The organism is Microbacterium sp. M1A1_1b (genome assembly GCF_053345565.1).
Genome location: NZ_JBKFAJ010000007.1, coordinates 1 through 14,588 on the forward strand (window position 1 = coordinate 1; position 14,588 = coordinate 14,588).

10 protein-coding genes are annotated in these 14,588 nt (G+C 71.7%); 8 read left to right on the top strand and 2 right to left on the bottom strand.

Annotated features, from left to right (window positions below):
* Positions 1 to 383: 383 nt before the first annotated feature.
* The 6 genes from ACLBWP_RS14960 (at position 384) to ACLBWP_RS14985 (ending at position 9,286) form a co-directional block, all read left to right on the top strand.
* The gene (locus ACLBWP_RS14960; RefSeq protein ID WP_447655785.1) at positions 384 to 1,547 is read left to right on the top strand and encodes a hypothetical protein; all 1,164 of its coding nucleotides are present in this window, start codon (positions 384 to 386) and stop codon (positions 1,545 to 1,547) included.
* Positions 1,548 to 1,687: 140 nt separating this feature from the next.
* Positions 1,688 to 2,470, top strand: coding sequence for an inositol monophosphatase family protein (locus ACLBWP_RS14965; RefSeq protein WP_447655786.1), 783 nt, complete (start codon positions 1,688 to 1,690; stop codon positions 2,468 to 2,470).
* A gap of 532 nt (positions 2,471 to 3,002) precedes the next feature.
* Positions 3,003 to 5,711, top strand: a complete 2,709-nt coding sequence (locus ACLBWP_RS14970; RefSeq protein WP_243560747.1) for a helix-turn-helix transcriptional regulator — start codon at positions 3,003 to 3,005, stop codon at positions 5,709 to 5,711.
* 401 nt (positions 5,712 to 6,112) lie between these two features.
* Positions 6,113 to 7,894 (top strand): glutamine--fructose-6-phosphate transaminase (isomerizing), encoded by a 1,782-nt coding sequence (glmS, locus tag ACLBWP_RS14975; RefSeq protein ID WP_243560746.1) that lies wholly within the window; start codon positions 6,113 to 6,115, stop codon positions 7,892 to 7,894.
* 134 nt (positions 7,895 to 8,028) lie between these two features.
* Positions 8,029 to 8,754, top strand: a complete 726-nt coding sequence (locus ACLBWP_RS14980; RefSeq protein ID WP_447655787.1) for a M50 family metallopeptidase — start codon at positions 8,029 to 8,031, stop codon at positions 8,752 to 8,754.
* A 1-nt stretch (position 8,755) separates the two neighbouring features.
* Positions 8,756 to 9,286, top strand: a complete 531-nt coding sequence (locus ACLBWP_RS14985; RefSeq protein ID WP_447655788.1) for an NUDIX hydrolase — start codon at positions 8,756 to 8,758, stop codon at positions 9,284 to 9,286.
* Positions 9,287 to 9,478: 192 nt separating this feature from the next.
* On the opposite strand, the gene ACLBWP_RS14990 is transcribed toward ACLBWP_RS14985, so the two are convergent.
* The gene (locus tag ACLBWP_RS14990; protein ID WP_447655789.1) at positions 9,479 to 10,045 is read right to left on the bottom strand and encodes a uridine kinase family protein; all 567 of its coding nucleotides are present in this window, start codon (positions 10,043 to 10,045) and stop codon (positions 9,479 to 9,481) included.
* 99 nt (positions 10,046 to 10,144) lie between these two features.
* On the opposite strand from ACLBWP_RS14990, the gene ACLBWP_RS14995 reads away from it, so the two are divergent.
* Positions 10,145 to 11,530, top strand: coding sequence for an O-acetylhomoserine aminocarboxypropyltransferase/cysteine synthase family protein (locus ACLBWP_RS14995; protein WP_447655790.1), 1,386 nt, complete (start codon positions 10,145 to 10,147; stop codon positions 11,528 to 11,530).
* Between the two features lie 2 nt (positions 11,531 to 11,532).
* On the top strand, positions 11,533 to 12,840 hold the full coding sequence (locus tag ACLBWP_RS15000) for an LLM class flavin-dependent oxidoreductase (protein ID WP_447655791.1): 1,308 nt from the start codon (positions 11,533 to 11,535) through the stop codon (positions 12,838 to 12,840).
* A gap of 78 nt (positions 12,841 to 12,918) precedes the next feature.
* On the opposite strand, the gene ACLBWP_RS15005 is transcribed toward ACLBWP_RS15000, so the two are convergent.
* Positions 12,919 to 14,586, bottom strand: a complete 1,668-nt coding sequence (locus ACLBWP_RS15005; RefSeq protein WP_243560736.1) for an APC family permease — start codon at positions 14,584 to 14,586, stop codon at positions 12,919 to 12,921.
* Positions 14,587 to 14,588: the final 2 nt, after the last annotated feature.

Consider the following 14,588-nt stretch of genomic DNA (forward strand, 5'->3'; position numbering starts at 1 on the left):
GATCTCCGACCGCTCGACATCGCGCACCCGGGGTGTCGTGACCGGTCACAGGCCGCGCCATCGGTCACGCCGGCCGGTCACAACACCCCGCTCACGTCCGTCGAGGGGTCGGAGTCCGTCGCTCGCCGAGCCCTCCAGCGACGATCTCCGACCGCTCGACATCGCGCACCCGGGGTGTCGTGACCGGTCACAGGCCGCGCCATCGGTCACGCCGGCCGGTCACAACACCCCGCTCACGTCCCCCGAGTGGTCGGAGTCCGTCGCTCGAGCACGAGCCGAGCGACGATTCGTGACCGCTCGGCTGGCACCGACACCGGTAAGGGCGTCGGGCGTCGGGTGTCGGATGTCGACATGGTCGTACCGGAGTGGTACTGTTGGCGATCGTGTCCGAAGTTGCAAAGTACAACTTTGCGCCGACCCGCGTCGACGCTCCCGTCTCCCCCGCCCGCGCCGACGACGCCGCGTCCCACCACCGGGGCCACGTCGCTCCCCGGCCGCCCCACCGCACCCCGAGCACCCTGCGCCCAGCCGGGCTCGGGCGCACCCTGCTGTCCTTCGCCACCCACATCCTCGTGCCGCTGTTCCTGGCCGCCGGCATGGGCCTGGCGTACCTCGGCGCCTTCCACGCCCCCGCGCCGAAGGACCTCGCGGTCGGCATCGTCGGCCAGGGAGCGACCACCCAGGTGTTCGCGCAGACCGTGACCGACCGGTCCGACGGCGCGCTGGTGGCACACGTGGTGGCCGACACCACCAGCGCCGAGCGACAGGTCCGCGATCGCGACCTCGCCGCCGTGTACGCCCCCACCGCGACGAGCGCCACGCTCTACGTCTCGACCGCCGCGAGTGAGACGACCGCGACCGCAGCGCAGAAGATCTTCCTGCCGATCGCCTACCAGCAGCACCTGCCCTTCCGGGTCGTCGACGTCGTCCCCGCCGGCGACCAGGACAGCACCGGGCAGGGGCTGTTCTTCCTGCTCGTCGCGCTGAGTGTGGGCGGGTACGCGTCGGCCATCGCGGTCGCCGCCTTCGCCAAGCGCCTGGGCCCCGTGTGGACCGCCATCGTCGGGCTCGCCACGGCCGGGGTCGTCGCCGGCATCGGCACGGTGGTCGCCGGCCCGGTCTACGGAGTGCTCACGACCCACCAGTGGCAGGTGTTCCTGTTCGCCTGGATGTACGACGCGATCATCGTCGCCCTGGGCATCGGGCTGCACCCCCTGCTGGGACGCTGGACCACACCGGTGCTGACCATGCTGTTCGTGATGCTCAACTTCACCTCGAGCGGCGGGATCTTCCAGCCGGCGTTCCAGCCCGGGTTCTTCGCCGGCCTGAACACGTTCTGGAGCGGCGCCGCCTGGTTGCAGGCCGCGCAGGACCTGCAGTACTTCCCCGGCGCCTCACTCGGTCGGAGCTCGCTCGTGCTGACGCTCTGGCTGGTCGGCGCGGTGCTGCTCGGCGTCCTGGTGCACGGCCTGGTCGCGCACCGCACCCGCATGGCGCGCGAGCGCGCCGTGACCCGTCTCGAAGAAGAAGAGGTCGTCGCCGCGTAGACGACGGGCCTCGGGCCAGACCAGGACGCACGCGCCTCGCGGCACACCAGGACGCACGCGCCTCGCGGCACACCAGGACGCACGGCCCTTGCGGCACACCAGGAGGCACGAACCTCTCAGCACACCAGTACGCTCGATCCGTGGACCTCCGCGCCGACCTGGACTTCGCACGCTCCCTCGCCGACACCGCCGACGCCATCAGCCTCGACCGCTTCCGGGCCGCCGACCTGCGCGTCGCCACGAAGGCCGACAGCACCCACGTCACCGATGCCGACCAGGCCGTCGAACGGGCCCTGCGGGAACGCATCACATCCGACCGCCCGGACGACGCGTTCCTGGGCGAGGAGACGACCGCCGACACCGGCGCCGAGGCCACCAGCCAGGGCCACCGCCAGTGGGTCGTCGACCCCATCGACGGCACCGCCAACTACCTGCGCGGCGTGCCGGTCTGGGCGACGCTCATCGCGCTCGCCGTCGACGGGCGCCCGGTCCTGGGGGTCGTGAGCGCCCCGGCCCTCGGCAAGCGCTGGTGGGCCGCCGAGGGGCTCGGCGCCCACTCGCTCGACGGCGTGCTGCGCGTGTCCGGCGTCCCCACGCTCGCCGACGCCAGTCTCAGCTACAACAGCCTGCAGCAGTGGGACGACGACGGGCGGCTCGACGCACTGGTCGCCCTGTCCCGGCAGGTCTGGCGGACGCGCGCGTACGGCGACATGTGGTCGTACATGATGGTGGCCGAGGGCGTCCTCGACGTCGCCGGCGAGCCCGACCTGAAGCCGTGGGACATGGCCGCGCTGGTGCCGATCGTCGAACAGGCCGGCGGGCGCTTCACATCGCTCGACGGCGTTCCCGGCCCCTGGCACGGCAGCGCCCTGGCGACGAACGGCCTGGTCCACGACGCCGTGGTCGACGTCGTCCGACGCTGAACCACAGCACCCACGGCCGAGTGGGGGCGCATCCTGTCCGCTGTGCGCACCACACCCCCGGGGTCGCCCGAACGGAGCGCTCCAACGATGTACCCCGGTGCCGTACCTCGTTCCGACCACGTCAAGCGCCTGATGACCCCCTCGCGGGGGGTGGCACCCCCCATTCTGGGGTGACCATCCGTCACATCCGAGTGCGTGCGCTGGATCAATGCCCCCCGACCTGGGTTATCGTCGAGCACAGACGGCAGGTCAGGCAATGTCTCAGGATCCCTAGTCCCGATGCAGCGCCAGATCCGTCGTGTTCGTCAAACAACCCAACCCGAAGGGTGATACGACGATGACATCATCGTTCCCGAGCGGAACCGAGTGCACCCTCACTCGGCCGCATTCCAACCACGATCAGCCCGGCGCCACCCTGATGGCCGCCACACGTCCGAGCTCTGCCGCGGCCACCCGCCGCGCGAGCGTCCGGTCCGCCTCCGTGCGCCCCGCCCTCCCGTTCGTCCTCGGACCCGGAGGCCGGTGAGTCCGCATGGAGCTCACCGGTCGACGTTCTGAGGTCGACCGGATCGCGGCCCTCGCCGTACTCCCTCGGGAGTCTGCGATGGTCGTCGTCGGCGACCCTGGCTCCGGACGCTCCAGCGTCCTCGACGCGGTCTCGCACCGCGTCTCCATCCCCGTCGTCCGTCTCGGCGTCAACGGTGCAGAAGCACGTTGGCCGATGTCGGGCGTCACCTCCCTGTTCACCGCTCTCGACGACCCCCGGGCCTCGGCGCACATCGCGCGGCTCGTCCGGAACGTCGACGAGGGTCTCGCCGCAGCGCACGACTTCCTGGACGCCGTGCACGCGCTGACGCTCCCGCCGACGCTCGTGCTCATCGACGACCTGGACCGCATGGACGCCGAGAGCCAGGAACTCATCGCGTTCCTGGCGGGTCGGCTCGCCGGCACCGCGCTGCGTCTCGTGGCCACGGTCCGCCGTGTGCCGCTCGACGGTCCGCTCGCCTCCCTCCCGATCCTCCGGCTCACACCGCTGGCGTCGGACGAGGCACTCGTGCTGGCCCGTGACATGGCGCCCGAAGAGGCGAACGACGGCGTGCTCGCCGTCCTCGCCGAGGAGACCGGCGGCAACCCCGGTGCACTGCGCGAGCAGATCGCCGGACTCCGTCGCGAGCAGCTCGTGGGCACCGAGCCGCTCGTGCTGCCGCTCCGCCCCACCACGACGACCACCGCTGCGGCGGAGCTCGTCCTCGAAGCCGTTGCAGGACGGGATCTGGATGTCCTGGAACGGTTGTCCCTCGTCCCGACGGCGCGTGTCGCCGCGTGGGACCGCGATGCGATCGACGACCTCGTCGGCGCCGGTCTGGCGACCGTGCGCGGGCAGTCGATCGGCATCAAGGACCCGCTCGTCCGCTCGTTCCTGTACTGGAGCACGTCCGCCCGGGACCGCCGCGAGGCGCACACCGAGCTGGCGACGGCGGCCGCCGCCCACGACGACCGTTCGGCCGCGTGGCACCAGAGCTTCGTCGACGACGTCCCCGACGCCGTCGCGCTGCTGGCGGCCGGTCGTTCGTACGCCCGTGACGGTGACGCCCGCGCCGCCGTGACGCTGACCGAACGTGCCCTGCACGTGGGGACGGGGTCCGAGACGGAACACGTCGCCCTGCTCGGCGTCACCGAGGTGCTGCTCGCGCACCGCCTGCTCGGCTACGCGCAGCGCTACCTGGCGGCGATCAAGCCGTTCACCGAGCTGTCGGACGAGGTCCGCCGACTCCGGCTGCAGTACTCGGTGCAGTACCTCAGCGGCGATGCCGTGCACGCTGACGAGCTCATGGTGCCGATCGACACGGACAAGCCGGCCGAGGCCGACGCGTTCGCCGGTCTGCTCGCCATGGTCGCGTCGTTCCGCGCCGAGGCGTGGGAGCTCGACCAGGCCCGCGACCTGCTGCACCGTGCCGAGGTGTTCGAGGACCACGCGTCCACCCACACCTCGGAGATCCTCACCACGTCGCGGGAACTCGTGGCCGCGGTCGACGGCACCCTGCCGCCGGACGCCGAGCTGCACGACGGCCTGGCCGCCCAGCAGCTGCTCGCCATGAGCGACCCGGCACTGCTCCTGCTGTCGCACGCGCTCAGCATCGCCGAGCGCTACCGCAGCGCCCGCCGGGTGTTCGCGCTCGTCCTGGCCCGCGCCAAGGACACGCAGCCCGTGTGGATCGAGGCGGCCCGCTACCTGTCCGCCGAGAACGAGGTGCGCTCCGGCAACTACCGGCAGGCGCTCCGCGCGATCGACGTGTGGGAGTCCGGTTCGGCCGTCGTCGAGCGGTTGCGCGAGCCCTCGCGGGCGATCGCGATCGCATGGCGGCACTTCGCCGAGGGCCGCACCGCCGATGCGCTCGACGTCGTCGACCACTGCCTGCGGCAGCGTTCGACGAACCGACTGTGGGGAGCGACGGCGAAGCTGTACGCACTGCGCGGTCGGGTCCTGCTGCTCGACGGACGACTCGACGAGGCCGCGTCCTCACTCGAGGCAGCCGACGCCATCGGACGGAGCCTGCGGAACCCCGCCGTGCTCCGGCACCTCGGCGACCTGGTCGAGGCCTACGTCCGGCTGGACCGCATCGACGACGCACGGAACATCACCGCACGCCTGGCCGCCGACCACCACGCCCGTCCGTCCCGCTGGGGCGCCCTGGTGCTGGCACGGAGCCTGGCGCTCATCGCCGACGACACCACGAGGGACACCTCGCGGCGTCGTGCGCTGGAGCTCTTCCAGCCGGCGGACTCGCAGTTCGAGCGGGCTCGCACGTTCGCGGCCCTCGCCGCGATCGGCAACCCGGCGGACCGTGCCCGACTCGGTGCTGCTGCGGCGGCCGCCTACGAGGCAGCGGGGCTCCGTCGTCCGCTCGTCACGCCGGCGCCGACCGTCGCAATGCCGTCCTTCGGCACCCCGACGGCCGCTGGACCGTTCGCGGGTGGCGTGCGCTCCGGCGCGCTGCTGTCCCCGGTCACGCCGATGACCCCGGGGACGCCGCGGAGTGCACCCGACGCGGCAACCGTGCTCACCTCGCTGACGGCGGAGGAGCGTGCTGTGGTGCAGAAGGTGACCGAGGGGTACCGCAACCGCGAGATCGCCTCGTCGCTGTACATGTCCCAGCGCACGGTGGAGCTGCGGCTGACGCAGATCTACCGCAAGGTCGGAGCGCGTTCGCGCTCCCACCTGGTCGCGCTGCTCACGTGATCTGAACGTGCGTTCCGTCTGACGGGAGGCCCGGTACCAGCTGGTACCGGGCCTCCCGTTCGTCGTGTGCGGACGCGGGATCCTGCGGCCGTTGCGCGACCCCGCACACGCCGCACGGACTCGCACCCTCTGCGCGGAGAACCGCAACAACCGTCGCGCCACGTTGTCGGGCCGGTGCGCCACCGGAGATGCTTCTGGTGCACCGACCGCCGCGCCTCTGCGGAGGCCAGCCACGGTACCCCGATCGGTACCCGAACCACCGGCCCACGAACGCCGCCGTCCGTCCTCGCCTGATCCGAGGACGGGCGGCGGTCCGGGCAGGTGGTCCCGATCGCGTGGCAGATCCCGAGCGGCGGTCGGTGCCGCCCCACTCCCCCTGCATCCCACCCGAAGGGAACCCGATGTGCGGCATCATCGCGGCACGCGTCTCGGACGACGCGACGCCCTACCTGCTCGACGGCCTCGAACGACTCGAGTACCGCGGCTACGACTCCGCGGGCATCGCCGTGCGGACCGCCTCGGGCGGCACGGAGACCATCCGGTCCGTGTCCCGGGTCGGTGACCTCCGGACGCTCGTCGCAGCGCGCGCCGGGGACGCCCTGACGGGCACCGGCATCGGCCACACCCGGTGGGCGACCCACGGCGGCGTGTCCGAGCGGAACGCCCACCCGCACCACGACTGCTCCGGCCGGATCAGCGTCGTGCACAACGGCATCATCGAGAACGCCGGACCGCTGCGCGAGCGGCTCGAGGCGCAGGGACACCGGTTCGTCTCGGACGTCGACTCCGAGGTCGTGACCCACCTGGTCGAGCGTGCCCTCGCCGTCGACCAGGACCTCATGCTCGCCGTGCAGATCGCGACCGTGCAGCTCGAGGGGTCGTGGGCGCTCGTGGTCCTCGACGCGCGGACGAACCGCATGGTCGTCGCAGCGGACCGCTCGCCGCTGGTCGTCGCCCGCGCACCGCGTGGTGACTTCGTCGCGAGCGACATCGGTGCGATCGCCGAGTGGTGCGAGACCTTCGTGGCGCTGCGCGACGGGGACGTCGTCGAGCTCGGTGAAGCGTGGAGCTGGTCGTCGAACGGTGTGTCCGTCCCCGTGCCGTTCCCCACGCCCTCGCCCTTCGCCGCCGCAGCACTCGACCTGGGCGACCACCCGGACTTCATGGCGAAGGAGATCGAGGAGCAGCCCCGCGTCGTCGCCGAGATCATCGAGCGCATCGCCGCGCGGGCCGCGGACGGCAGCATGTGGGTCGGCCTCGGGCTGCCCGGCTTCCACCGGCTCGCGATCGTCGCGTGCGGCACCTCGCTGAACGCCGGGCAGGTCATCGCCACCGCGCTGCGCGGCATCGGCGGGATCCCGACGGACATCGTCGTCGCCAGTGAGGCCGACCAGGCCGTCCTCGGCCCGGGCACCCTGGTCGTCGCGATCAGCCAGTCCGGTGAGACCGCCGACGTCCTGCGGGCGCTCGACCGGCTGGCGGGCGACTTCCCCGTCCTGGCGCTGACGAACAACGTGCACTCCTCGCTCGCCCGCCGCGCCGACGCGGTCCTCGACTGCCAGGCCGGCCCGGAGATCGGGGTCGCAGCGACCAAGACGTTCACCGCGCAGGTCGTCGTCGGGGTCGCCGCGATGATCTCGGCGCTCGTGGCCTCCGGTCGTGTGGACCTGGTCCGCGCCCGCGAACTCGTCGACGGCCTGCGGGAACTCCCCGTGCGGATCGCGACGGCCGGACAGGTGGCAGCGGACCGCATCCCGCTGCTGGTGTCGAGCCTGCGCGCGGCCACCGGCTTCCTGTTCCTCGGTCGTGGGGTCGGACTGCCCTACGCCGCCGAGGGCGCGCTGAAGCTCAAGGAGCTCAGCTACCGCTGGGCCGAGGCGTACCCCGCGGGCGAACTCAAGCACGGCCCGCTGGCGCTCGTCGACGAGGGCACGCCGGTCGTCGTCATCGACCACGGCGAGCACCGGTTACAGGCCGCGATCGCCGAGGTCCGTGCCCGCGGCGGCTTCGTCATCACGATCGGCGGCCCGGGATCGGACATCCCGGCGCTCGGGACGACCGGACCCTGGGGACCGCTGGAGGCCGTCGTGCCGCTGCAGATGCTCGCCCGCGAACTCGCGCTGCAGCTCGGCTGCGACGTCGACAAGCCGAGGAACCTCGCGAAGTCGGTGACGGTCGAATAGCCGGGCACTCGCGCAACAACCGTCTGACGGTGTTCCTCATCGTCCTGACCGCGGTCGCCATCGCAGTGACGCTCGTCGTCCTGCTGACGGCCGCCTCGGTGATCTCCTAGCCGTCTCTGCCACAGTGGCGGGCGATGTCCACCGTCCCGCTCGTGTCCTCCGCCTCGCTCGTCTTCGTCGCGATCCTCGTCGGCGCCGTGCTGCCCTTCGTCCCCGTGGTCGGTCGGGTCGCCCGGATCGCTGCGACGATCGCCCACGAGGTCGGCCACGCGGTCGTCGTCGTACCGTTCGGCGGGCAGATCCGCCGCATCGACCTGCGACCGGACGGCTCGGGTGAGGCCTGGGTCCAGCTCGGCGGCGTCCCGAGCGGCATCCGGTGGCTCGTCCGCATCCTCAACCTGTACGCGGGCTACAGCGCGCCACTGTGGGCCGGGGCGCTGCTGCTGACGGGCGTGCTGCACGGTTCGCGGTGGCTGCCGGTCGTGGTGCTGGGCGTGATCGGGCTGATCGCGCTGCTGTTCGTCCGCAACTGGTTCGGGCTGCTCGTCGTGGTCGGCTTCGACGCGCTGGCACTCTGGGTCGCACTCCGTCCGTCCGAGGCCACCGTGCTCGTCGTCGCCGCGGTCGGTGCGCTCTTCGTCGTCGACGGGCTGCGTTCCGTGGTGCAGGTCGCCCGCTGGCTGGTGACCGGAGCCCGGGTGCAGACCGACTTCCACATCGCCGCGGCCGAGATGCGCCTGCCCGCGGCCGTCTGGTTCGTCCTGTTCGTCGTCGTCAACGGGATCGCGGTGTGGTTCGCGCGCGGCCCGCTGGTCGACGTGTGGGACACGATCGTCGCCGGCGTCCGCGGGCTGGTCTGACGTGCGCGCGACCGACGTCTTCACCGAGCTCGCCACGGCACCCGCGGGACCGCTCCGCGACAGCTACACCGCGTTCGTCGCCGAGCAGGGTGATGCTGCCCTGTGGCGCGAGGGCGGCTCCGAGCACCTGACCGGGTCGTGCTTCGTGCTGTCGCCGGACCATGCGCACGTGCTGCTCTGCCTGCACCGCAAGGGCCGGTTCTGGGTGCAGTTCGGCGGGCACCTCGAACCCGGCGACCGATCGCTCGCCGACGCCGCACAGCGCGAGGCCCGCGAGGAGTCCGGCATCGCCGACCTGCACCTGGCGTCCGAGCGGATCGTCGACCTCGACCGCCACGAGCTGCACGGCGGGTTCTCGTGTGCCGCGCACTGGGACGTCGGCTTCGTCGCGATCGCCCCGCTGTCCGTCGACCTGCGGGTCAGCGACGAGAGCACCGACGTCCGCTGGTTCCCCGTCGACGCCCTCCCCGATCCGCTGCCCGACGGGTTCCCGGCCCGCCTGGCCGGCGTCCTCGCCGCCACCGCACTCTGACGCGACCCCATCCGCCCCGCTGCGCCGCCGACCCGGTCCACGCGTCGCCGCGCGCCGCGCAGCCTGCCGATCACCGCCCGCCGCCTGCCGATCACCGCCCGCCGCTCGCCGCTCGCGACAGCGCATCGTGCTCCGGAGATGGCCGATCCGGTCGGCGAACCCCGCTCTTTCCCGACCGGATCGGCCATCGCGTCAAACGAGGACGTCCGCCCGCTCGCGCGGACCCCACCGCTGGGCGAAGTCCCGGTCGTTCGGTACCCAGACGTCTCGCCAGAGCGCGTCGTGTCGCCGGCCGAGCGCGCGATCCCGGGCGATCCCCCGGCGCGCGGCCGTCTCGAGATCGACGTCGCACCACACGGTCAGGTCCAGCCAGTCGAGCGCCTCGGGATGGAACAACCCGATGAGGTCGACGATCAGCACCCGCCCCACCGGAACCGGCTCGGCCGCGCCGAGCGCCCTGGTGCTCCAGTCGAACCGACGGAACAGCCCGCCGGCTCCCGTGCGGAAGGGCTGCAGGACGGTGTCACGCAGTCGGACGCGCTCGACACCGTCCCAGTCGATGGAACGCTGGTGGGACCGCACGGGATCGAGGAAGTCGTCGCCGCGCATCCGGACGCTCCCGGGCAGCAGGTCGACGAGCTGCCGCGTCAGGGTCGACTTGCCCGAGCCGCAGTGACCGGAGACTCCGACCACGACCGGACGCGCAACGCGGGCGACCGTGGCCTCGACGCGGTCCCGAACCAGCTCGACGTCCGCCATCAGGTGAGCGTACCGACGCCGCACGTAACCGGACGCCGCAATGGGGTGTCTCCGCAGCGAGGGCTGCGAGAGTGTCGGCACGTCTACCGGAGGTGCCCCATGGCGAACGACGACCACGGCTTCGCGACCGAGCAGGTCCACGGCGGGTTCGTGCCCGACGCGGGTCACGGCGCCCGGGTGCCCGCGATCCACATGTCGTCCGGGTTCCTGTTCGACGACTTCGACCAGGCGCGCGACCGCTTCGCCGGCACCGACGACGGCTACACGTACACGCGGCTCGGCAACCCGACGAACGCTGACGTCGAGCGGCGGATCGCACTGCTCGAACGCGGTGCCGAGGCGATCCTGGTGTCGAGCGGTCAGGCTGCCGCCACGGTCGCGTTCCTCGGGCTGCTGCAGGCCGGCGACCACGTCGTCAGCGCGCAGAGCATCTACGAGGGCACGCGCGGCCTGCTGCTGCAGAACCTCGGCCGGCTCGGCATCGAGGTCGACTTCGTCGCCGACGCCCGCGACCTCGATGCCTGGGCAGCGGCGGTGCGCCCGAACACCAAGCTGTTCTTCGCCGAGACGATCCCGAACCCGAAGAACGACGTGCTCGACATCGCGGGCGTCGCGGCGACCGCGCACCGTGCCGGGGTCCCGCTCGTGGTCGACAACACCCTGGCCACGCCGTACCTGGTCCGTCCGGTCGAGCACGGCGTAGACATCGTGATCCACTCGGCGTCGAAGTTCCTGTCCGGGCACGGCTCCGGCCTCGGCGGTGTCGTCGTCGACGGCGGCACGTTCGACTGGTCGGTCTCCCCCGAGCGCTGGACCCACCTGACCTCGCCGGAACACGCACTGGGTGGCCGCAGCTACGTCGACGCCCACGGCACGCGCGCCTACGTCGTCTACGCCCGCGACGTGATCAGCTCGCGCATCGGACCGACCCCGTCGCCCTTCAACGCGTTCCTGCTCCGCCAGGGCATCGAGACGCTGAGCCTGCGGATCGAGCGCCACAGCCAGAACGCGCTCGCCATCGCGCAGTGGCTGGACCAGCAGCCCGAGGTGACGAGCGTCGACCACGCGGGTCTGGCCTCCAGTCCCTTCCACGACCTGGCCGAGCGCTACCTGCCGCGCGGCGCCGGGTCGGTGTTCGCGTTCACGCTCGCCGGCGGCGAGCCGGCAGCCCGGGCCTTCATCGACGCGGTGCAGCTGTTCAGCCGGATGACCCACCTGGGCGACGTCCGGTCGCTCATCCTGCACCCGGCGACCACGACCCACGCGGGTCGCACGCCGGCGGAGCGGGCGGCGCAGGGCATCCACGACGGACTGATCCGGCTGTCCGTCGGCATCGAGGACGTCGCCGACCTGCTGCGCGACCTGGAGCGCGGGTTCGCGGCGCTGCGGGGTGCCGATCGGCATGCTCAAGGCGATTCCCTCACCGAGCTGCAGTCCCTGGGCCACACCGTCCCCGAGCAGCACGTGATCGCCGAGGAGATCTGAGCATGGCCGACCTGCAGCACTTCGGGTACTTCTTCTCGCGCGGGTTCGGCCCGCAGGCGTGGGGCCGGTCCGACTGGGACTGGGGCCACGACTGGACGAAGCCCGACCTGTACCAGCAGTCCGTCCGCGCGCTCGAGCAGGCCGGCATGGACCTGGTCATCGCCGAGGACGCGATCTCGCTCGGCAACCCGTCGACGCTCGACCTGCGCATCCGGCAGGCGTACGGCGGGCCGAAGCACGACCCGCTGCTGCTCGCCCCGTACCTGTTCGCCGCCACCAGCCACATCGGCATCGCCCCGACGGTGAACGCCGGCATCACCCCGCCGTACCTGGCCGCACGACAGTTCGCCACGCTGGCGCACCTGTCGTCCGAGCGCCTGGGGATCAACGTCGTCACCGACGTGGGCAGCGCCCGGCACGCGGGACTGCCGCCGCTCCCCCACGACCAGGCGTACGACCGTGCCGAGGAGTGGATCACGCTGCTGCGTCGGCTGTGGCACTCGTGGGGCGACGCCGGCTACGTCGGCTCGCGCCCGGACTGGCACTTCGCCGACGGTGACGCGCTCGACGGGTTCCAGCACGAGGGCGCGTACTTCACCGCAGCCGGACCGCTCAACGCACTGCCGCTGCAGTCGGACCCGGTCGTGGTCTCTCCTGGCGGCTCCGGAAGGGGTCTCGGGTTCGCGGGGACCCACTCCGACGTGCAGCTCGCCCTGGCACCACTGTCGGCGTCCGCGGTGTCGGACTACCGCGCGCGGGTGCTCGCAGCGGCCGCGGACGCCGGGCGCGCACCGTCGGACCTGCGCATCCTGTTCGTGCTGAAGCCCGAGATCGCCGTGTCACCGGACGAGGCCGACCGGATCGTCGAGGCGTCCCGGCACCCCTCCGACGACGACCTGCGCACGGCGGCGATCGCGTGGTCGAGCGACTCCGAGACCGACCTGCTGGCGCTCGACCTCGACGCACCGATCCCGTCCGGCACCTTCGGGGACCACGTGTCCGCGGGCACGATCCGCGGGCTCGTCGGCGACACCCCCGACGCACCGCTGCGCGAACTGCTGACGCGCAAGGCCCGCAAGGGTCGGGTGTCGTCACGCGAGGGCTTCGTCGGCACGGCCGGCGAGTTCGCGGACTTCATCGAGGAACTCGGAGCGGATGCCGACAACGACGGCATCATCTTCTCCGGCGACCTGCACCCGGCGTCGGTCTACCGGATGTTCGGCGACCTGGTGCCGGTGCTGCGGCAGCGCGGGCTGCTGCGCCGCGAGTACGGCGACGGCGGGATCCGCGGCAACCTGTTCGACTTCTGACCCGCTGAAGGGGACGACGGACGGGAGGCCCGGTGCCAGCTGGCACCGCGCCTCCCGTCCGTTCGGTGGTGCGTCGCGTCAGTGACGGACCGGCTCGACCACGCTGGACTCCTCGACGTCGCGGACGTCCGCGGCGGTGCGCAGGATCTCCTCGCGCGGCGACGCGGAGTTGATCGCCCAGTAGTAGATCACCAGCGAGAACACGGCGACCACGACGATGTCGATCCACAGCGGGAACACCGGGTTGGTCAGCGGACCGAAGTCGCTCAGGAACACGATGAGCCCCATGCCGATCAGGTAGGGCAGCAGCCACTGCGCCGCCTTCCAGTCCCAGCGCGGTGTAACGCTCGACGCGCCACGGAACACGTTGTTCAGGATGATGACGACCGCGCCGAGCAGGATCGCGATGCCGAGCTTCCAGTCGGTGTCCCACCCGGTCCACAGGATGATCAGGTTGGCGATGACGAAGGCGATCGGCGACAGCACGGAAGCGATCGGCATCCGGTACGGGCGCTCGACCTCGGGGATGCGCTTGCGGAACGCACCGAGCGCCAGCGGTGCTCCCGCGTACATCAGCACCGAGGCACTCGTGATCAGGCTGACCAGGCCCTGCCACGACGGGAACGGTGCGAAGCAGGCGCAGCCGACGACGAACGCCGTGATCAGCCCGACCCACGGCACGCCCGCCTTGGTCGTCCACTCGAACGCCTTCGGGAAGTACCCGTTCCGGCTCAGGCCGTACGAGATGCGCGTCGTCGCCGTGACGTAGATCAGGCCGGTGCCGGCCGGCGAGATGATCGCGTCGATGAAGATGATGACCGCCAGCCAGGTGATGCCCGCCGCCATCGCGATGTCCGCGAACGGGCCGCTGTACTTGGTGAAGTCCGCCGTCGCCCACGAGCCCTGGATCGCGCCGGACTGCAGCGCGCCGAGGAACACGATCTGCAGCAGCAGGTAGATGACCAGGCCGATCAGCACGGAACCGATGACCGCGCGCGGGATGTCGCGCTTGGGGTTCTTCGCCTCGCCGGCCAGCTGGTCCGCCTGCTCGAACCCGAGGAACGCGAAGATGATGCCCGACGTCGACACTGCCGCCAGGATGCCCTTCGCGCCCTCGGGCATGAAGCCGTTCGCCGCCGTGAAGTTGCTGCCGTGGAAGCCGCTGAAGGCCAGCACGAGGATGACGAGCAGGGGGATGAAGACCTTCCACCAGGTCGCCGCGGAGTTCGTGTTCGCCAGGATCTTCACGCTCAGCAGGTTGATCGCGGTGACGACGGCCATCAGCAGGACCGCGACGGCGATGCCGCTGCCGGTCAGCAGCTGCTGGGTCTCCCCGTCGACGGTCGTCGTGTGCAGCCACGGGTGCGCGAACTGCCAGTGCTGGGCGTACTTGATCATCGCCTCGACCTCGATCGGCGCGACCGTGACCGACTGCAGCCACGAGAACCAGCCGAACGAGGCGCCCGCGATGCCGCCGAACGCGATGTGCGGGAAGCGGGCGGTGCCACCGGCGATCGGGAACATGCCGCCGAGCTCGGCGTGCACGAGTGCCAGGACGAGGACGGCGATGCCGCCGATCACCCACGAGATGATCGCCGCGGGCCCGGCCGTCTTGAGGGCTTCCTGCGAACCGAAGAGCCACCCGGAACCGATGATCGATCCGGTCGAGGCCCAGATGAGGCCGATGAAGCCGACGTTGCGCTTGAGCCCGGAATCGGGCAGCGCCTGTGTAGTCGTGGTTGCCACAG